Source organism: Pseudomonas sp. IC_126, from assembly GCF_004331835.1.
In the GTDB taxonomy this organism is placed as follows: Bacteria; Pseudomonadota; Gammaproteobacteria; order Pseudomonadales; family Pseudomonadaceae; genus Stutzerimonas.
In genome coordinates this window covers 100,130-118,441 of the sequence record NZ_SJSS01000001.1, presented here as the reverse complement: position 1 = coordinate 118,441, position 18,312 = coordinate 100,130, and the positions used below count along the sequence as shown (strand labels likewise).

At 58.7% G+C, this 18,312-nt stretch carries 20 protein-coding genes; 8 read left to right on the top strand and 12 right to left on the bottom strand.

Annotated features, from left to right (window positions below; translation table 11 throughout):
• Positions 1–97: 97 nt before the first annotated feature.
• Together E0D86_RS00505 and E0D86_RS00500 are read left to right on the top strand one after the other, a co-directional pair.
• Positions 98–496, top strand: coding sequence for a Zn-ribbon domain-containing OB-fold protein (locus E0D86_RS00505; RefSeq protein WP_131648019.1), 399 nt, complete (start codon positions 98–100; stop codon positions 494–496).
• Positions 497–1,687: a thiolase family protein gene (locus E0D86_RS00500; RefSeq protein WP_131648017.1), complete on the top strand. Its 1,191-nt coding sequence runs from the start codon at positions 497–499 to the stop codon at positions 1,685–1,687.
• Positions 1,688–1,690: 3 nt separating this feature from the next.
• On the opposite strand, the gene E0D86_RS00495 is transcribed toward E0D86_RS00500, so the two are convergent.
• The 6 genes from E0D86_RS00495 to E0D86_RS00470 form a co-directional block, all read right to left on the bottom strand.
• Positions 1,691–2,485, bottom strand: coding sequence for an IclR family transcriptional regulator (locus E0D86_RS00495; RefSeq protein WP_131648015.1), 795 nt, complete (start codon positions 2,483–2,485; stop codon positions 1,691–1,693).
• Positions 2,486–2,579: 94 nt separating this feature from the next.
• Positions 2,580–4,166, bottom strand: a complete 1,587-nt coding sequence (locus tag E0D86_RS00490; protein ID WP_131648013.1) for an MFS transporter — start codon at positions 4,164–4,166, stop codon at positions 2,580–2,582.
• 41 nt (positions 4,167–4,207) lie between these two features.
• Positions 4,208–5,104 (bottom strand): fumarylacetoacetate hydrolase family protein, encoded by an 897-nt coding sequence (locus tag E0D86_RS00485; protein ID WP_131648011.1) that lies wholly within the window; start codon positions 5,102–5,104, stop codon positions 4,208–4,210.
• 1 nt (position 5,105) lies between these two features.
• Entirely contained in the window at positions 5,106–6,047 is a 942-nt protein-coding gene (locus tag E0D86_RS00480) for a VOC family protein (protein WP_131648009.1), read from the bottom strand.
• A 61-nt stretch (positions 6,048–6,108) separates the two neighbouring features.
• A complete protein-coding gene (locus tag E0D86_RS00475; protein ID WP_131648007.1) occupies positions 6,109–6,870 on the bottom strand; it encodes an SDR family NAD(P)-dependent oxidoreductase in 762 nt (253 codons plus the stop codon).
• Positions 6,871–6,932: 62 nt separating this feature from the next.
• Positions 6,933–7,151, bottom strand: a complete 219-nt coding sequence (locus E0D86_RS00470; protein ID WP_131648005.1) for a ferredoxin — start codon at positions 7,149–7,151, stop codon at positions 6,933–6,935.
• 436 nt (positions 7,152–7,587) lie between these two features.
• Here E0D86_RS00470 and E0D86_RS00465 point away from each other — a divergent pair, with 436 nt between their 5' ends.
• The 5 genes from E0D86_RS00465 to E0D86_RS00445 all read left to right on the top strand — a co-directional run bounded on the left by E0D86_RS00465 (position 7,588) and on the right by E0D86_RS00445 (position 12,654).
• Complete coding sequence (locus E0D86_RS00465; RefSeq protein ID WP_131648940.1) at positions 7,588–8,856, top strand: MFS transporter; 1,269 nt, start codon at positions 7,588–7,590, stop codon at positions 8,854–8,856.
• Positions 8,857–8,880: 24 nt separating this feature from the next.
• On the top strand, positions 8,881–9,201 hold the full coding sequence (locus E0D86_RS00460; RefSeq protein ID WP_131648003.1) for a 2Fe-2S iron-sulfur cluster-binding protein: 321 nt from the start codon (positions 8,881–8,883) through the stop codon (positions 9,199–9,201).
• A gap of 33 nt (positions 9,202–9,234) precedes the next feature.
• On the top strand, positions 9,235–10,470 hold the full coding sequence (locus E0D86_RS00455) for an NAD(P)/FAD-dependent oxidoreductase (protein ID WP_131648001.1): 1,236 nt from the start codon (positions 9,235–9,237) through the stop codon (positions 10,468–10,470).
• A gap of 46 nt (positions 10,471–10,516) precedes the next feature.
• Positions 10,517–11,353: an oxidoreductase gene (locus E0D86_RS00450; RefSeq protein WP_131647999.1), complete on the top strand. Its 837-nt coding sequence runs from the start codon at positions 10,517–10,519 to the stop codon at positions 11,351–11,353.
• 104 nt (positions 11,354–11,457) lie between these two features.
• Complete coding sequence (locus tag E0D86_RS00445; RefSeq protein ID WP_131647997.1) at positions 11,458–12,654, top strand: MFS transporter; 1,197 nt, start codon at positions 11,458–11,460, stop codon at positions 12,652–12,654.
• Positions 12,655–12,665: 11 nt separating this feature from the next.
• Here the strand turns inward: E0D86_RS00445 and E0D86_RS00440 are convergent, their stop codons facing one another.
• The 6 genes from E0D86_RS00440 to E0D86_RS21305 all read right to left on the bottom strand — a co-directional run bounded on the left by E0D86_RS00440 (position 12,666) and on the right by E0D86_RS21305 (position 17,337).
• Complete coding sequence (locus E0D86_RS00440; protein WP_131647995.1) at positions 12,666–13,427, bottom strand: SDR family NAD(P)-dependent oxidoreductase; 762 nt, start codon at positions 13,425–13,427, stop codon at positions 12,666–12,668.
• A gap of 110 nt (positions 13,428–13,537) precedes the next feature.
• Positions 13,538–13,894: a nuclear transport factor 2 family protein gene (locus tag E0D86_RS00435; RefSeq protein WP_131647993.1), complete on the bottom strand. Its 357-nt coding sequence runs from the start codon at positions 13,892–13,894 to the stop codon at positions 13,538–13,540.
• A 67-nt stretch (positions 13,895–13,961) separates the two neighbouring features.
• Entirely contained in the window at positions 13,962–15,215 is a 1,254-nt protein-coding gene (locus tag E0D86_RS00430) for an MFS transporter (protein WP_131647991.1), read from the bottom strand.
• A 46-nt stretch (positions 15,216–15,261) separates the two neighbouring features.
• Positions 15,262–16,047, bottom strand: a complete 786-nt coding sequence (locus E0D86_RS00425) for an SDR family NAD(P)-dependent oxidoreductase (RefSeq protein ID WP_131647989.1) — start codon at positions 16,045–16,047, stop codon at positions 15,262–15,264.
• 70 nt (positions 16,048–16,117) lie between these two features.
• Positions 16,118–17,146, bottom strand: a complete 1,029-nt coding sequence (locus E0D86_RS00420; RefSeq protein ID WP_131647987.1) for a hypothetical protein — start codon at positions 17,144–17,146, stop codon at positions 16,118–16,120.
• A 50-nt stretch (positions 17,147–17,196) separates the two neighbouring features.
• Complete coding sequence (locus tag E0D86_RS21305) at positions 17,197–17,337, bottom strand: hypothetical protein (protein WP_165914186.1); 141 nt, start codon at positions 17,335–17,337, stop codon at positions 17,197–17,199.
• Between the two features lie 278 nt (positions 17,338–17,615).
• Here E0D86_RS21305 and E0D86_RS00415 point away from each other — a divergent pair, with 278 nt between their 5' ends.
• Complete coding sequence (locus E0D86_RS00415) at positions 17,616–18,278, top strand: TetR/AcrR family transcriptional regulator (RefSeq protein WP_256681109.1); 663 nt, start codon at positions 17,616–17,618, stop codon at positions 18,276–18,278.
• The last annotated feature ends 34 nt before the right edge of the window (positions 18,279–18,312 follow it).

Below are 18,312 nucleotides of genomic sequence, written 5' to 3'. Positions count from 1 at the left end.
CTCGGAGCAGTGCCAACTCGAAACGAAATATGACACTTTTCGATTTTATGTACAAATGATAACGTAACTGAAAGATGCGCACCTGGATGGAATGTCGATGCCTAGAAAACTACCCGCGCTGAACGCCGATACCCTCGCCTTCTGGCAGGGCGGCAAGCGAGGCGAACTGCTGATTCACCATTGCGAAGCATGTTCTCAGTTCTTTCATCCTCCCGGTCCCATATGTCCTCGCTGTGCCAGCTTCGAGGTCGGCCCACGCTCAGTCTCCGGTAAAGGCACAGTGGTGAGCTACACGCTTAACTACCAGCCATGGACCGCCGAACTCGACGTGCCGTACGTCGTAGCGATCATTGAGTTGGTCGAGCAGTCGGGTCTGCGCTTCGTCAGTAACGTTATCGGCATGGATCCGCAACAGGTGCATATCGACATGCCGGTCCGAGTCAGCTTCCTGAACGTCGAGGATGTCTGGCTGCCCATGTTCGAAAGGGATCAATGAATGTTCGATCGTCGATACGATAAACAAGTAGCCATCACCGGCATCGGACAGTCCGAAATCGGTCGCCCATCTTCGCTGTCAGCAATGCGCCTGACGCTTGACGCCTGCCTGGAAGCCATTACCGACGCAGGCCTGGAGCGTAGCGACATAGACGGCGTCGCGTGCTGGCCGGGGGACAACAACAACGGCGACCCCTTTTCTCCCGTTGGCCCCAGCGCGCTCAAAAGCACACTGGGCCTGAACGTAAACTGGTTCGGTGCAGGCTATGAAGGCCCCGGCCCGCTTGCCGGCGTGATCAACGCAGCCATGGCCATCGAAGCAGGCCTGTGCAAACACGTGCTGGTATTTCGCACCATCACCGAAGCATCGGCCCGCATGTCGAACAAGCAGGCTGGCGCGCTCACCAACAAGACTCAGGGCCGCGACAGCAGCTTCGCGTGGCAATGGTTCACGCCGTTCAACGTAATGTCCGGCATCAACCTAATGGCGCTCTATGCGCAGCGCCATTTTCATGAGTACGGCACACGACCCGAACAGCTGGCTCAGATAGCCCTGACCTGTCGCCGAAATGCGATGCGTAATCCAAAGGCACTTTATCGAACGCCGATGACCATGGACGACTACATGGCATCGCGGATGATCTCGACTCCACTGCGTATGTTCGATTGCGACGTACATTGCGATGCATCCACCGCAATCGTACTGTCGCGGCGAGATACCGCGCGCGACACACGCAATACGCCGATTCGTATCGAATCCATTGGCGCGGCATTGAATCAGCCGTGGTCGTGGGATCAGATCTCACTCACCCAGATGGCGGCTTTCGACGTAGGTCGGATGATGTGGGACCGCACCGACTATCGCCCCCAAGATGTGGACTCCGCGCAGCTATACGACGGCTTTTCCATCCTCACCATGATCTGGCTGGAGGCCCTGGGGCTCTGCCCGACCGGCGGAAGCGGCGCGTTCGTCGAGGGTGGTCAGCGTATCGCGCTGGACGGCGAGCTACCTATCAATACTAATGGTGGCCAGCTTTCCGGTGGCCGCACCCACGGCCTGGGCTATGTGCATGAAGCCTGCCTGCAGCTATGGGGGCGAGCCGAGGGGCGGCAGACTACGGAGAACCGAGTCTGTGCAGTGGCGGCCGGAGGCGGCCCATTGGGCGGCAGCCTTTTGCTGGTTCGGGAGTAATTGTTAGAAGAGGACGCTGGCCAGTTCGCTGCAGAATTCGACGAGGGCATCGCCCAATTCGGCGATGCCCTCCTCATCACGCTGACCGCGGAACATCACTGCCGAAACCGTAAAGTCGATGCTGCCGCCGGGCGAAAAGACAGGCGCGGCAACAGCAAGAATGCCCACGGAAAAATGGCCATCGTCTGTTGCCCAGCCCCGCTTCTGAGCCTCGCGCACTTCTTCCCGGTACATATCGAAAGGCAACGGCCGAGCCCAGCGGATACTGTCGTAGGTCGCACGTATATCGTCACTGTCGAGATCAATCTGCGTCGCGAACAACCTACCGCTAGCACCCATCAGCATCGGCAGACGCTGCCCTTCGGCCATATCGATTCGTACGTCCGTGGGGCTCGCGGCGGAACTGACGATCACAATGCGGTCCGCACCCAGGCGTCGCCATAACGTGACAGTGATGCTCTGCCTCGCAGCCAGACTCTGTAGTAGCGGCTTCGCCAGCTGCACCCGCTGCCCCTGGGTGACCAACTGCTCAACGAGACGTGCCAGCCCTATCCCCGCCGAATAGCGCTTTGACATGAGATTGAAATCCACCACGTCTTCAGCAACCAGTGTGCGCAGGATGTTGAAGCATGTGCTTGGATTGATTGAAAGCTGGCGCGCGATATCAACGGAGCGCTCAGGCGTACCGACTTGACTCAGATGTCGCAAGATACGAATCGCATTGGCCACCGGCTTGACAAGGACGGCACCGTTGGCCTTTTGATGCTCACCGAGGTCTAGAACTTCGTTGTTATTCATGCAAATCCCTAACTCATGCTTCGCTTTAGATCTGCATTCTATACTGAGAATTAAACACCGCAAATAATTCAGTATACGGATTGCTAAGCGGTAATTACTGATCGCTTGCCGAAGGGGCTTGGTAGATGTAACGGCGCGTTGCCTGCGTGTCACATCGGAATCGCTGCAAGCGATTTTCTCTCGACTCGTCAGCTCTGGTAACTCTAGCTCGCTGGCGCAAATATTCGAGCCAGGATTCGACGATGAAACGTTCGACGTAGAGATTCGCTTCACCCAGATCACGATAAAGCCGCCAGTTCTGCGCCCCGTTTCGTCGCCTTGATTGGCCGACTGTATAGGCCGTGCGGATGAAAATGTCGCGCTCAGCATCATTGACTCGGTAGCTGATCTCCACAGAGACCGGGCCATCGGAATGAGAAACGTCGCGGGCCAACATTAGCTTGTCGGTCTGCTGCGCTTCGGCGAAATCAGCTTCGTTACCCAACTCGATCGTGCCGTTACGGGTGATGAGAAGCCCCAGCAAAATGGTCGCGGCAGATATGATGAGCGCGTTATTGAGCCCTACATACTCCGCCAACGCGCCCCACAGTGCGCCGCCCAGCGCCATGGCGCCCATCAGCATCAGCAGATACACCGAGGCGACCCGGGCGCGCACCCAGTTCGCTGCGTATGTTTGCACGACCGTAGAGATGGTCGCATTTACCGCCATCCAGCCCATGCCAGCGAACATCAGCATCGCGCAGACGACGTACCGGTTATGCGTCAGCGCAGCAGCTAGCGTTGCCGCTGCAAAAGCGGTCGCGCCTGTCGCAATGAGTGTGCGCAACGTAAACCGGCGATACAGCTTCGTGAGATTGAGAGCGGCCACCACCGCCCCTCCGCCCATGAACGCCATGAGCAAGCCATAGCCGCCAGCGTCCATGCCGAGCTCGTCCTTGGCTACCAGAGGCATCAGTGCCCATAACGCGCTGGCGCAACTGGTGAAAACGAACACCTGCTTCAACGCATTGAACAGGACAGACGAGTGCCGGATATAACGCAAACCGCTGCGCATACCGCCGCTGAAGGTTTCAGGTGGCAGATCATGAATCTGGCGGCTTGATTTCAAGGTGAGAATGAACAAAATCACGGCTGTCATGCACAGCGCAATGACCAAAAAGACCGAAGCAGCATTCCAGTAAGCGATCAAGACACCCGCAATCGCGGGCCCCAATGCCCGAGCCGCATTGGTCGCGATGCCATTCAGCGATACCGCGGCCGGAACCTCACTTCGCGGCAGCACATCGACGATGGTCACCATCCAGGCGGACATTCCCAAAGCGCTACCAGTGCCTAGAACAAAGGTGAGCAGGAGCAAAGTCCAGGCCCCAAGCGAGTCCGTATAAGCAAGCAGGCATAAGACTGCAGCAGCGCCGAGCATGGCCGTCTGCGTGACGATCAGCCAGCGCCGACGATCCACCAGATCGGCAATAACTCCACCTGGCAGGCCGAACAAAAAGACCGGAAGCGTCATCGCCGTTTGTACCAGCGAGACCATCAGCGGTGACGACGACAGCGTCGTCATGATCCAGGCCGCACCGACCGTTTGCATCCAGATAGCCAGGTTTACAACAGCAGCAGCAAACCAGAGGCCTCGGAATACTCGGTGACGGAACGGAACCCAGGGTGATCCCTCTTTCATGCTGCTCCTTTACACACAAGGTTGCGAACGATTGGCGCCACTTAGCCTTTAACGTCATCACCCGCAGGCAGCCCAAGCCGGCCTACCTTGCGTGCAGAATGTAGCTCGCGCCGATCACCGACGCGGTTGCACAATCGACCAACACCCTCGATCCGAGCATCGATCACATCGCCGGGCTTGAGAAAGTTGCCCGTTTCGAGCGCCACGCCATGCGTCGAGCCGGTAAAAACCATATCCCCTGGGCGAAGCGTTATCCGTGCATCGAGGTAATTGAGCAGCTCGTCCACCGGGAAAATCATGTTTATGGTGTTGTCCTGCTGACGCTGTTGACCATTGACGCTCAGTTGCAGATTCAGTGCCGGCTGACCGGGGCCACCAAGCTCATCGAGCGTGACTATCCAAGGGCCAATCGGCGTGGTGCGATCCATGGCTTTTTGCGTAAGCAGGTCGAGACGCCCGATCTGTCGGCCCGCATCCCGTGCGCTGATATCGTTGCCAACCGTATAGCCAATCAAGCACGCGCTCGCCTGCGGCTCGTCCAGTAGAGGACGGGCGACCACGGCGACCAGCTCGACTTCATAGTCGAGCTCACCCGTCACGGCTGGAAACTGAATGTCTTCACCCGCGCCAACCAGAGCTGATTCCGGAATCAAATACGCCAGGGTATGTGCCGGTGCTTTGCTACCTAGCCGCTCGAGATGGCTCAGATAGTTGAGGCCAACGCCGAAAATCCGCCCACCAGGCTGAAGTGGCGGTAGCAGGCGGCACGCTGCTAGAGGAATCCAATCAGCGTCGAGGCCCAGCGCCGCTTCCCCTTGCTCGCCAAGCGACGGTGCCCATTCGCTAAAAGGCGCCCGAATGGCCCGCAGGCGAACGCTATTGGCATCCAGCAAGGCCCAAAAGGCCTCGCCGGCAACTTCCACGCGCGCGATGCGCATCTCAGCGCTTGCTGGCCAAATATTCCGGATCGAGTATCTCTTCAGGCGTTTTCACGCTCGGCCCGAGGATGGGGCCAACCATTTCATGCCCCCACACGCTCAATACTTCTGGATTGAGTTCGAACGGATCGCCCTGCCACGGCTCGATCTCGGCAATGGTCTCGATGGCGAAGCCCGAAGGCGTGAAATGGTAGAAGGACACGTGCGGGTCCTGGGTATGCTGGCCGAGCGTCATCATCATTGGCAGCTCACGTTTACGCACGATGTCGTAGGTCTCGCCAACGTCGCGGATGCTGCTGACAACGATGCCGACATGCTGTACACCCATACGCCCCGGCCCGAAACCATATGCGATGTCATGGCTGGTGTGATGGTTCAGCTTGGAACGGAAAAAGCCGGTGCGACCCTTGCCAGCGCCTGCGCCATACCAGCTGAAGCCCATCACGTTGATCAGGAAATTCTCGAGTTCGGGGCCGTATTCCGGCGTGATCACCACGACGTGCCCAGCACCGCGCTCGTTGGCAACGAAGCCACCATGGCAGCGCCCCGGCATGAAGGAGCGTGGCGTCCATTTTTGTGCGTAGAAAAGTTCATGCTGATAGCCGACCGGATCGCGAAAACGGATCAGCTCGCGCACGCCGCGCTTTTCGCACAGCTCCGCATCACCGCGGGTGAACTCGACGCCTGCAGCGGTGAATTTCTTCAACGCATCCTCAAAAGCCATCCGTCCTATCGCTTCCCAGCCTATATAGGCGAGACGGTCGACCTTACCGGGGTGGAAGGCAAAACGATGGCGGCGATCGTCGATCTTGAAATAAAGCGAATCGGGGTCGCTCTCGGGGCTGCGGCCGATTCCGAAGCCCATGACGTTTGGGCCATAGTCACGCCACTCATCGAGTTTGGTGGTTTCGAAGCCCATGTAACCGATGCCGATGATATCCACGAGAATTCACCTCTTTGTTGTTCTAGGTTCACGGACGCCACCGGCGCCCGCACGAGCGCTGCTAGATTGCGAGCAACCCGCCGTCTATGACGAAATCCGACCCGGTAATGAACGAGGCCTCGCTGGAAGCCACAAACAGCGCCATGGCGACCACCTCTTCAGGCTCACCGGGACGGTCCATCAGCACGCCATCTAGCAACGCTGCACGCGCTTCCGGATTCTCCAGAAATGCTCGGGTACCGGGCGTCGCAACGAATCCGGGGCTGAGGCTGACAGCACGTATGCCAACCGGCGCACCTTCCACCGCGAGCTGGCGGGTAAAGGACACCACCGCACCCTTGGCAGCCGAATGCGCCGAGATGCCGGCGACCTTGGAGCCGCCCCACGCTGCAGTGGATGAAATATTGATAATCACGCCACGCTGCTCGGCAAGATGATGCCAAGCGTATTTGGTGGTGTAGAACAGCAGATCCAACTCATTACGGATGGTGTAGTGCCAGTCCTCGATTGACATCTCGCTAACCGCACCAAAACGCGCGGCCGAAGCGTTGTTATAAAGGATGTCGATGCGACCATGCTCGGCCACGGCGGCGTCGATCCAGGCCTTGGCCTGTTCGTGATCGCCAAGATCCAGCGGAGCCATGCCATATAAGCGCAAACCCTGCTCCTGCATCAGCGCAGCGGTTTCCTCGTGCGCCGGCCCATTGAAGTCACAACCCACCACAATGGCGCCTTCCTGAGCGAAACGCAGCGCAGCTGCCCTGCCCTGCCCACCGCCAGTACCGGTGATCAGCGCAACCTTGTTCTGTAAGCGACCTGCCATTCTGTCCTCCCGATACTCCGATCCGCCTAGCCTTATTGCCAGCGCTTAGGCCGATTCGTCGTTCATTTGATTTCTTCGAGCCAAATTGCTTCGGCGGGGCAAGCGGCTGCGCCCTCGCGAGCTTCTTCTTCGAGCTCTGGGGGAACGAGGTCGCTATCAAGATACACAAGGCCATCGGCATCAAGCTTGTAGATGCTCGGGCAGACGGACGCGCACAGACCATATCCACAGCAGCGGCTACGGTCGGCGACCACTTTGAATTGCGCTTTTTCTGAACTCATTTTTGTCTCCTTATCAGGTTCAGCTACAGCCGATAATGAACACTTATCAATTTTTTGTACATTATTTTTTTAGACTCAATACCATGCGCACTTGAGCTCCGCACCGAGCCTGGCGAACAGCACTCTAGGCGACTAAATAGACCAGCCCCCAGCACGGCAAGCCAGCGAGTCGGCCAGAATTATCTGCCGGTAGAATGCAAGTCGGTAAGGTAAAAGGAGCTGCCTACGGATACCAGAGCCAGGCGCCTCCCTGTCAAGCGGCCACTGGTAGCATCGCGTCCACTGGGCGGTGCTGATATATGTTCGGCTCGTGATAGCTAGACAAGACCGGCAGAAACGACTTATTCTCGTATCAGTATTTAATTTCACCATCAGAATTAAATCAATTTCGCGATGCGTTTCGCTTGGCTCAACAAAATCTATAAGGAAGCCAACCATGACCCCTTCGAAGAGCGAAGCGGCGATCGATACCCTCGAGTTTCGCCAGAGCTGGAAAATTCTGATTCTCGCCGTGGCGGGCGTCGCCATCAGTATCAACGCGGCACTTCTCTATGGCTTCGGCACCCTCGTCGTACCGCTGGGCGAGGCCTTTGGCTGGAGCAAGAGTGAGCTTCAAGCAAGCATCACCTTCCTGTTCGGTGGCGCTGTCATTTCGCTGCAGCTGGTCGGCTGGTTCAACCTTCGCTACGGCATGAAGCGGGTCACCGTCGTTTCCCTGCTGCTGCTCTCCCTCGGTTACCTGGCAACGACGTTACTGAGCGGGTCTATCTGGTCGCTGTATTTCGCTTTCGCCGTGCTACCCATTCTTGGTATGGGTGCGCTGGCAGTCACCTGGACCCAACTGCTCAGCCTCTGGTACGACCGCAACCGTGGTCTTGCATTGGCGATCGGGTTGTCCGGCACAGGCATCACGGCTGCAACTATTCCTCCCTTAATGGCTTGGGGGATTGGCCAATGGGACTGGCGCGCCGCGTTCGTGATTCTGGCTTTGCTCAATCTGCTGGTACTGCTTCCGCTCATCCTGCTGTGGTTTAAGGTTCCAGGCGTTGCCGGGGCCCAGTCGGACAGTAGAGAGGCCGATCTACAGAAACTGCCCGGTATGTCCTTCCGCGAAGGCATGACCTCGCGAAAGTTCTGGACCTGCAACCTGGCGCTCGGCCTGGTGATTTCCTCGATAGTGGGCATGGTCACCAGCACAGTCCCGATGCTGCAATCCAGAGGACTGTCGGCAGGCGATGCCAACCTTATCTTCAGCGGCTTTGGCTTTTCTCTCATTTTCGGTCGCATGCTGATCGGCTACTTGCTCGACCGTGTGTGGCCGCCCGGAATATCGGCCATCAGCCTGGCGCTTCCAGCCATCGGATGTGCGATCTATCTCAGCGGGACAGGAGAGTTTTCTTCACTGCTGTTGGCGGCGGTTCTGGTGGGATTTGGCGCCGGGGCGGAGTTCGATATAGCCGCATTTCTGATCGCGCGCTTTTTCGGTCTGCGCGAATACGGCCGGCTGTTCGGCGTGCATCAGGGCTTGAACACCGTGGCCTCGGCGCTCGCCCCGTTGCTGTTCGCCTACATGCTGAGCACCACCGGAAATTACAACGCCATGCTGCTCTATTCAGCGGCCTGTTGCGTCGTTGGCCCGCTGTTGCTGCTTACATTGGGGCGAACACCGCGCTTTGCCGCGTCTCCCATGCTGGCCCATCCCTGACCCAAAATAAAAACGGAGCAGACCATGCCTACCTTGACCTTTATCGAACACAACGGCACGCAACATCAGGTTAGCGGTGACATCGGCCAGTCGGTGATGCAAGCCGCAACCTTTGCCTCGGTTCCCGGAATCCCGGCGGACTGCGGCGGCGCCTGCGCATGCGCGACCTGCCACGCCTATGTCGAAGAAGCGTGGATGGACAGACTGCCTGCCGCCGAAGGCATGGAGTCGGACATGCTGGACTATGCGTTCGAGCGCCGCGACAACAGCCGGTTGACCTGTCAGCTGGTGATCAGCGAAGCCATGGACGGGTTGGTCATACACCTGCCCGAGTCACAATTCTAAGCGCCGACCGCTGGCGTAATTCTAGGAGGTCCTATGTCACTCGCCTCGGTAGTGATCATCGGTGCCGGCCATGCCGGATTTCAGGTAGCTGCTTCGCTGCGTCAGGAAGGCTATGACGGGAAAATCACCCTGATCGGCGATGAGCCTGGCCTGCCCTATCAACGGCCGCCTCTGTCCAAGGCCTACCTGCTCGGCAAGATCAGTGAAACGAGCCTGCTGTTCCGTCCTGCCGAATTCTTCGAGACCCAGCGTATTGAGCTACTACATGATCAGGCCACGGCCATAGACCGCTTGAACCGCAGGGTATTGCTCGCTTCCGGCGCCGTCGCCACGTATGACCATCTGGTGCTTGCCACCGGCGCGCACAATCGACCGCTGACCGTTCCGGGCGCCGAGCTGCAGGGTGTTTTCGGCATCAAGGCCAAGGCCGATGCCGATGTGCTGGCACCCCTGGTAAAGGAAGCGCGGAATGTCGTTGTAGTGGGCGCCGGCTTTATCGGCCTCGAATTCGCAGCAGTCGCAGCAGCGCTTGGCGCTACCGTGCATGTGCTGGAACTGGGTGACCGCCCCATGGCCCGCGCGCTGTCGCGGGAAATGTCGGAGGTATTCAGGGATGCGCATGAACATTGGGGCGTCCATTTCGACTTTCGCCAGGGTCTCGCGCGCGTCATTGGCGACAACGGGCGGGTATGCGCCGTGGAAACCTCCGATGGCCGTACGCTGCCGGCCGACCTCGTGGTTTTCGGCATCGGCGTGATCCCCAACGTGCAACTGGCGACCGAAGCAGGTCTGCAGATCGAAAACGGCATCAAGGTCGACGTCAGCCTGCTTACCGTGGATCCGCAGATTTCCGCCCTTGGCGATGCCGCTTGCTTCCCTTGCCTGTACAACGACGAGCAGCCGACCCGTCTTGAATCGGTGCAGAACGCCGTCGATCAGGGCCGCTGCATTGCGGCGCGGCTGATGGGCAAGCCTGCGCCCTACTCCGCCTTGCCGTGGTTCTGGACAGATCAGGGCAACCTCAAGTTGCAGATCGCCGGGCTCTCGACCGGTTACGACAGTACTGTAGTTCTAGGCTCGGTCGAGTCGCGTGAAGTATCGGTGCTGTGTTTCCGCAATCAGCATCTGGTCGCGGTGGAATCCTGTAATCGCATGGGCGATCACATGGCGGCACGCAAGGTTCTTGCCCGCCCGCCCAAGCTCACCCCACAGACAGCAGCTGCCGGGGGCTTCGATCTGAAAGCCTGGGAAGCAGCCAATCGCGACTGAACCGGGAAGGCGCTCAGGCACTGACCACCACTTCAAGGAACATGAAATGAGCAGAACCTGGTTCATTACCGGGGCTTCTCGCGGCCTCGGCGCGGCGATTGCTCAGGCAGCGCTCGCCGCTGGCGATAACGTAGTGGTCAGCGCCCGCCGGCTAGAACAGCTGGATAAGTTCGTCGCGCAAGCCCCCGGACAAACGCTTGCCGTGGAGCTCGACGTTACCCGGGAAGACCAAGCGATAGCGGCAGTCGAGGCTGCCATTACACGTTTCGGACGCATCGATGTGCTGGTCAACAACGCAGGCTATGGGCAACTCGCGCCATTCGAAGAAAATACGCCCAGCGATGCCGAGCGACAGTTCGCAACCAATGTGTTTGGCGTGTTCAACCTATGCCGAGCTGTCTTGCCGATCATGCGCAAGCAGCGCAGCGGCCATATTTTCAATGTCTCGTCGGTAGCCGGCGTGGTAGCCATGGGCGGCGCCGCGTTGTACTGCGCCTCCAAATTTGCCGTGGAAGGATTTTCCGAGTCGCTGGCTCAGGAAGTCAGCCAATTCGGCATCAAGGTCACGTTGGTTGAGCCAGGCGTGTTCCGTACGGATTTTCTCGACCCAAGCTCTGCCGCTTTCGGCGCCAATGAGCTTGAGGACTACGCAACGTTTACCGCGAAGATCAAGGCAGGCTCAGCCGCCAATAACCATCGCCAGACAGGCGACCCCGCCAAGCTGGGTGAAGCGCTTGTGCAGCTGGCAAGCGCGGAAAAACCGCCGCTGCGCTACGTCGCGGGGTCCGACGCCTACCAAGCGATCACCAGCAAGCTCGACAAGGTAAAAGAAGAAATCGAGCAATGGCGTGACTTGTCCGCTTCATCCGACGGCACTTCCTAGCCGAAACGGAGCACGCATGATCCAGCGAACCGGCAGGTTCACTGGGCACCTCTCCTTCCTCTCGGGGTAAAGGCCAGCGTCGTACACCTCAGGAGCTAGCCGCTTTGGATACCGGAACCACAACCCCCCCGCGGCTCACGTTGTCGATCATCTTCATTGTCTGCTTCAACTTTATGTCTTATGTGGCCAATGGATTGCCGCTGGCCGTGTTGCCCGGCTTCGTTCTCAATGACCTTGGATTTGGCACTGTCTGGGCAGGCATCGTCATCGGCACGCAGTACGTGTCGACCCTGCTGTCACGACCTTTGGCCGGAGTGCTGGCCGATCGTTTCGGCGCGAAATGGGCTGTCATCGTCGGGCTGGCTGGCCTTGCGCTTTGCGGCGTACTGACCACGCTGGCGATTGTCATGTACGCCTCGCCCTGGCTCAGCGTCTCGATCCTGATTGGCGCACGCATAATTCAGGGCATCGCTTCAGCCATGATTTCCACGCCCTGCTGTACTTGGGCTATCGGCTTGCATGGCAAGGTGCATACCGCACGGGTGATGTCCTGGAACGGCATTGCCGCTTATGGCGGTATCGCCGTCGGTGCGCCATTGGGCGTGCTGATCAGCGATCAGTTCAGTCTGGCCAGCATCGGCCTGTGCATCGTCTTGCTCGGTCTGTTGTCGTTTGTTCTTGCGATGGTCAGGCGTTCAGCGCCACTGGTGCGCGGCGAACGGCTGCCCTTTTTCGACGTATTCTGGTCGGTGGTGCCCAACGGTTTGGCATTGGCGTGCAGTTCGGCCGGCTTTGGCAGTCTGACCGCCTTCATAGCTTTGTATTTCGACAGCCTCGGCTGGGCCAATGCCGCCTGGTGTCTGACCGGCTTCGGCGCCGCTTTCATCGTCGCCAGGCTTGTCACGCCCAACGTAGTGGTGCGTTTCGGTGGCTATCCAGTGGTGACAGTGTGCCTGTTGGTACAGGGCCTCGGACTGTTGCTCGTCTGGCTGGCCCCCTCACCCGAGATAGCGATTTTCGGAGCCTCGCTGACTGGCATGGGCGTGTCCTGGGTTTACCCCGGACTTGCCGTAGAAACCCTGGCGCGTACGCCAGACGCCAATCGCAACTCCGCATTAAGCGCGCTTTCGCTGTTCTTCGATCTGGCGGTCGGGTTGGCAGGCCCCTTGATGGGTCTGGCAGCAGCCAGTCTGGGCCTTGGCCACGTTTTCCTTATTTCGTCGCTACTTTCCGGCATCGGTTTCATGCTGGTGGTGTCCCTTCGCAGGCGGCACCAGAGCCAGCCACTACTGGCGCGCTGAGCCACCCGATCTCACTGAATCAGAAAGCCACCGTCGACAGCGAGCGTGTGTCCATTGACATAGCCCGCACTCGACGAGCATAACCAGACGATGGTGCCAGCCACTTCATCCAGGCGACCCCAGCGCTTCATCGGATTGGTCTGCGCCACGGCATCGTATTTACCGTCTCCTGGAAACAACCGGTCGGACATCTCGGTACCGAACACACCCGGTGCAACCGCATTGACGCGCAGACCCTTGGCGCCATATTCGATGGCCGCACAGCGAGTAATACCGAGAATGCCGTGCTTGCTGGCGTGATAGGCAGCGCCCAACGAGCCGCCATTGACTCCACCAACCGAGGAAATATTGACGATGGTCGCGCCCTCCTGCTTGAGCAGAAACGGGATCGCATATTTCATGCAAAGCCAGGTGCCTTTCAGATTGACCGCAATGACGCTGTCCCACTCCTGCTCGGAATAGTCGGCGATAGTCACGAAAGGTGACCCTTCTATGCCGGCGTTATTGATCAGAAAATCCAGGCGCCCCCACTGCTCCACAGCGCGTGTAACCAGCGCTTCTACATCGGCTGTCTGGCTGACGTCAGCCTGGACGAAAATCGCCTCGCCGTCGTCTTCCCTGATGGAGGCTACGGCTTTCTCCCCTACGTCGAGGCGCCTGCCGGAAACCACGACCCTGGCACCTTCTTTCGCCAGGGCTACTGCAGCGGCAAACCCTATCCCTGTTGCGCCGCCCGTGACCAACGCAACTTTTCCGCGAAGATTGAAGTCCATCCGAGTCTCCTTGTCAGAAGGCGCCGCAGGAGGCAGCGCTTCAGTATCGGGCCGGAGCAAGGCACGGGGCCCAAGACAGAGCAACGTCGCCCAGAGCGCCCCCGACCTATTCAGTTTTTGATGAAATAACGCACCCACAGCCTGCCGCCGTCGAAGCGGTAGAGCTCAATGGTTTCGATACCACCATTGCCGTCACGCATCGCGTTGTAGTGGTAGCACGCGGCCTCTTCACCGTTGATGATGGTTTCCCTGACTTCGATGCGGCAGCGAGGCTGTTGCTGCGCCCACATGCCTTCGAGGATTTCCCAGGAATCTGTCGGCAGCGGTCGTCCGACGAATTCAATGCTCAGACCGCTACGAGTCACACTGCGGTAATGTTCGAAAAAACCTTCCTTGTCGCCATTGTTCCAGCACTCCACCTGGCCATGCAGGAAGTGTTCGATAGCTTGTTTTGCCTCGTCACTCATTTGATTTCCTCGTCTCGATGAAGGGCAGTTTTACCCGCCGATAATGGTTCAAGCTCGGGCAGTCGCTTCAGGCGGTTTGCTGCTGGCGGGCGCGGTATGCCGGCTCCATCCTCAGCCAGAGCAAAATCGACGGGCCAACGATCGCGAAAACCAGGCAGCTCGTCAGCACAGCGGAGTAACCGCCATAGAGCTCGAACAGGTAACCAAAAAGCATTGGCACCATGCCGGAGACAATGGTGATCAGCCCCAAGTGCAGGCCGAATATGCGGGCGTAGTCCTTGAGCCCGAAATAGCGTGCCATCAGGAACGCCGCCAGGTCGAACTCGGCTCCGGCGCTCGCCCCGATGGTCACCGTGGCCAGCACCAACAACGGTACGTTCTGGCCATTGGAAAACAGAAAGATGGCGCAGCCAACCGCCGGCAAGGCCAAGCTGATCGCGGCCACGAGCGATGGCGAATAGCGGTCCAGCAGATACCCTACCAGCAGCCGCCCAACGATGATTGCGATGCCAAAGGTGCTGAATACCTGAGCAGCCATCTGCGCGCTCAAGCCTGTGCTTTGCAGCATTGGCACCATATTGGTGACCATACCGACCGTAAGCGATACCGACAGAATCAATGCGACGTTGAAGCCCCAATAGGTGCCGGAACGCAGGGCTTGCTTGTATGACATACCGGACAGTTCAGTGCTTTTCTTCTCTGCAGTCTGATTTCGGGCCGTAGTCTCCGAGGGCAAGCGCAACCACAGCAGCGACAGCGGCAAGGTCGCTAACAGCGGCATAGCACCCAGCGCGAAAAAGCCCGCCTGCCAGCCGTACTCCGCAATGAGCCGCGCCAGCAAGGGTGGCAGGACCATTGCCATCAGCCCTGTCCCACAAAGAATGACGGCCAACGCCAGCCCCCGGTTCCGCTCAAACCACAGATTGACCAGCTGAGTCCAGGTGATCGCGATAGTCCCCGCACACACGATCGGCATCAGGAAAAAAGCCAGGTACAACCAGCCGATCGAACCCTCGATTTGGGTAATCGCGAAATAGCCGATGATTTGCAGCACGATGGAAATGATGGCGACCCGTCGAAGCCCGAAGCGCCGGTACAGCGGGCCAACCAATTGTGTGGAAATGGCGACTCCGGCAAACAGGAATGTGATCGATGCCTGCAGATCGCCCCGGCTCCAGCCAAAGGCCTGTTCCAGCGGGATGACCATAGTGCCGAAGCCATAGAGCAGCGCAGCGGTGATGCTGGTGCAGATGCCTACCAGACCGAGCAGCACGATGCGCCAGCCCTGCTTGAATTCACTTGTTTCGCTTGTCGATGTCATGACGAGACTCCTGGCGCACTTAGCGGGCGATGAATGGATGACTTGGTTAGTGCCCCTTGAGTATTTCATCGATCGGCAGTGAGACCATGGTTGCGCCGCCGTCGACTAGCAGCGAAGTGCCGGTGATGTAGGAGGCTTCATTAGAGGTCAAAAAGAGCACGGCGTTGGCGATGTCCAGGGACTGCCCGAGGCGCGCCACCGGAAAGTGTTCGGCCAGTTTGTGGGGCAACTCTTCGCCCAGCGCTTCGGTCATCCGGTCGGTGCCGATCAGGCCGGGCTCGACTACGTTGACCAGGATGTTCAACGGCCCGAACTCCACCGCTAGACCGCGCGCAAAGGCGTTCATGAACGCCTTGCTTGAGCCATAACCGATCAGCATCGGTGTGTATTTGCGATTGGCTTCGCCGGAGGAAATGAAAATGAGGCGGCCTTTATCCTTCGCCTTGGAAAGATGCGGCGCGGCATCCTTCGCCAGCCAGAACAGGGACTGAACATTGCTGCGCACGAGACGGTCGATGCTGTCGTCAGTCATCTCGGCGATGAGCCCATGAGGGGCGTCAGCCGCGCAATGCACCACGATATCCAGCGAGCCGAATGCTTCTACGCCGCCCTCAACCATCGATTTGATCGCCAACCGATCCGAAATGTCGCCACCCACCAGGCAGGCACTGCCGCCCAGCGCGTTGATCTGCTCGACGGTTTCTTCGCCATATCTCGCAGTCCGAGCCGACACCACGACCTTGGCGCCCTGCTTGGCGTATTCCAGGGCAATGGCGCGCCCCATGCCGCGGCCGGCGCCGGTGATCAGCACCACTTTATCGCGAAATTTCATCGTCGTTCCTCATTATTGTTGTTCTCGCGCAATCCGCGACGCTTCAGCGCCGCGGATACCCTGTTCGCTATCAGAGATCCGCGCCAGGGACGTTACGCGCCGAGCCGTTGCGTCGATCCGACTCGCCCCACCCAAGCCAGTGCGATGGCTCGCGGGCATCGCCAACCCGACGCCAGCGCCCTTCCTGCTGCGCGGTAACCGGAAAACCGCCAACGAAGTCGATCATTTCGCCCTTCTCGTCCGGCAGGAATTCCCATTCCTCTTTGCCCTCGATGACGATCTTCGCGGACTTGAGGAAATAGCTGCCGTCCTTGTGCTCGGTCTGGCCTTCGATATCGGTGGTAACGCGCACCTCACCTTTCTCGTTGTTGAAAATCGCGTAGCCGAGGTGGTCGTGACCGACCATGAACGAGCCAGCATCCCAGCTGCCGTCCTTGTATACGGTGACAAAGGACCACCAGATGACGTGCTTGTTGTTGTTCACTACCAGGTCTTTCTTGTAGTGAATGGCGCCGCCTTCAGCCATGTAGAACTGATCTAGCGCAATGGCGCCTTTCACCGGCCGGCCCTCGACCACGCCAGCCACATCCCACAGCTGCGAAACGTAGAAAGTGCCCCACTCCACGCCCGGCAGATACCACTGCAACCCAGTAAGCAAACGGCCTTCGAGCTGAAACAGCCCGTCTTCCTTCCAGGTCAGTCGTTCACTGTTGGCGGTGATTTCCCAGTGATTGCCTTGCTCTGCGGGCTGGTTCGTCCAACGCACGGTGTCGCCTTCCAGGGTTTGGACCGGCATGGGCGTCAGAGCCTGCAGCGCCATCTTGTCGAAATCCATGCGCAGGTTCTTACCGTCCACATGGTTGTTCAGGTAGAAGAACTTGGTTGGGTTCGGCGTACCGTTTGGCGTCATCAGCGAGCGGACAAAGGAATAGATATTGCCCTCTTCGTCACGGACAGAGCCGAATGGCGAGCTTTTGCTCAGTTGCAGCCCGAAAAAACCGCGAGTACCGGCCATCGCGGCACCGGTCACCTTGTGCGGCCCCACCAACTGCTGAAAGCCGAAGTCGCCGCGTTCTGGAATGGTCTTGAAGGTTCTCATGAGTTCCTCTTTTTATTGTTGTGGCTGAAGTACACGCATAGCCGAGGTGGTCAGTCCCAGATCACCGGAATCGAAGAAACGCCACGCAGCTGCGCACCGCTGATCACAAGCAGAGGTTTGCCTGGGGCGATGCGCAAATCGCCAAGCTGATCGCGAGCATGCAAACCGTACTGATGTGCTTTTGCTGTCACCAATGTGCCTGGATTTTCGAAGGCTCCGGTCAACACTGGTCGGATGGGGTTCGAATAGCATGACGCGTCTCTTGTTTTTATTGTTCACCGCACCAAAACTGTCCGATTCGGAAGCCAGGCGGCTAGTCGCTCACCCAAGTCAGCATCAAGCCGAGCCATGGGATGAACACTAAAATCGATGGTAGGCGCCTTCGCCGCGATACGTCCTTCGATTCGTTTGACCCATAGTCAAACGAACGCCCATCCTCTGGCAGCGTCACGATAAGGAGAACAAGAACGTGAAGAGTTCGGAGCCGGCCGAGTCAGGCAAGCGCAATACGATGAACAAACTGCTCGCTGCGGCGCGTAACGAGTTCGGCAGCAAAGGACTTGGCGGCGCAAGAGTGGAGAACATTGCGCAGGAGGCCGGTGTCACCAAGCAACTGGTCTATCACTACTACGGCTCCAAGGAGAACCTGTTCGTCGCGGTGCTCGATGAGTCGTCTGAAAGCATCATGTCCGAGTTGGTAGCCCTCGAAATTGAGCAGTTGACGCCGCCCTCTGCGCTGCGAGCGATGCTCAACCGATTTTTCGACCAGTACTGCCACGACCCGCTCCTCGGCGCGCTGGCACTGGAGGGCATCCGTTACCACCATGCCCACGAGACACCGCGCAACCGATTCCTTGAAATGGCTCCGGGGCTGATTGCCAAACTCGATGACATCCTCCAGCGCGGCGCCGCCACGGGAGATTTCAAGAAGGAAATCAATCCACGGCTGCTTCTTGCCACAGCGGCGCTGGTCACCACCGGCTGGTTCACCAATCGCTATTCGATGTCGACCCTGACCGGCCTGGATACCGCCTCACCCGACGGTATGGCGATCTGGAGACAGCATTCGGCGGATTTCATCTTGGCGAGTATCTCGGTTGCGCCTGGCTGTGAAGATCAGGCGCCCCGATAGAGCGATCCAGCGAAACCGGCATACGCGTTTAGAC

Bases quoted from the DNA above. Each gene is read 5' to 3' on its own strand.
- E0D86_RS00455 (WP_131648001.1), top strand. From the start codon at position 9,235: ATGTCACTCGCCTCGGTAGTGATCATCGGTGCCGGCCATGCCGGATTT.
- E0D86_RS00425 (WP_131647989.1), bottom strand. From the start codon at position 16,047: ATGAAATTTCGCGATAAAGTGGTGCTGATCACCGGCGCCGGCCGCGGC.
- E0D86_RS00470 (WP_131648005.1), bottom strand. From the start codon at position 7,151: ATGAGTTCAGAAAAAGCGCAATTCAAAGTGGTCGCCGACCGTAGCCGC.
- E0D86_RS00505 (WP_131648019.1), top strand. From the start codon at position 98: ATGCCTAGAAAACTACCCGCGCTGAACGCCGATACCCTCGCCTTCTGG.
- E0D86_RS00440 (WP_131647995.1), bottom strand. From the start codon at position 13,427: ATGGACTTCAATCTTCGCGGAAAAGTTGCGTTGGTCACGGGCGGCGCA.
- E0D86_RS00460 (WP_131648003.1), top strand. From the start codon at position 8,881: ATGCCTACCTTGACCTTTATCGAACACAACGGCACGCAACATCAGGTT.
- E0D86_RS00430 (WP_131647991.1), bottom strand. From the start codon at position 15,215: ATGACATCGACAAGCGAAACAAGTGAATTCAAGCAGGGCTGGCGCATC.
- E0D86_RS00465 (WP_131648940.1), top strand. From the start codon at position 7,588: ATGACCCCTTCGAAGAGCGAAGCGGCGATCGATACCCTCGAGTTTCGC.
- E0D86_RS00485 (WP_131648011.1), bottom strand. From the start codon at position 5,104: ATGCGCATCGCGCGCGTGGAAGTTGCCGGCGAGGCCTTTTGGGCCTTG.
- E0D86_RS00435 (WP_131647993.1), bottom strand. From the start codon at position 13,894: ATGAGTGACGAGGCAAAACAAGCTATCGAACACTTCCTGCATGGCCAG.
- E0D86_RS00495 (WP_131648015.1), bottom strand. From the start codon at position 2,485: ATGAATAACAACGAAGTTCTAGACCTCGGTGAGCATCAAAAGGCCAAC.
- E0D86_RS00500 (WP_131648017.1), top strand. From the start codon at position 497: ATGTTCGATCGTCGATACGATAAACAAGTAGCCATCACCGGCATCGGA.
- E0D86_RS00420 (WP_131647987.1), bottom strand. From the start codon at position 17,146: ATGAGAACCTTCAAGACCATTCCAGAACGCGGCGACTTCGGCTTTCAG.
- E0D86_RS00490 (WP_131648013.1), bottom strand. From the start codon at position 4,166: ATGAAAGAGGGATCACCCTGGGTTCCGTTCCGTCACCGAGTATTCCGA.
- E0D86_RS00450 (WP_131647999.1), top strand. From the start codon at position 10,517: ATGAGCAGAACCTGGTTCATTACCGGGGCTTCTCGCGGCCTCGGCGCG.
- E0D86_RS00475 (WP_131648007.1), bottom strand. From the start codon at position 6,870: ATGGCAGGTCGCTTACAGAACAAGGTTGCGCTGATCACCGGTACTGGC.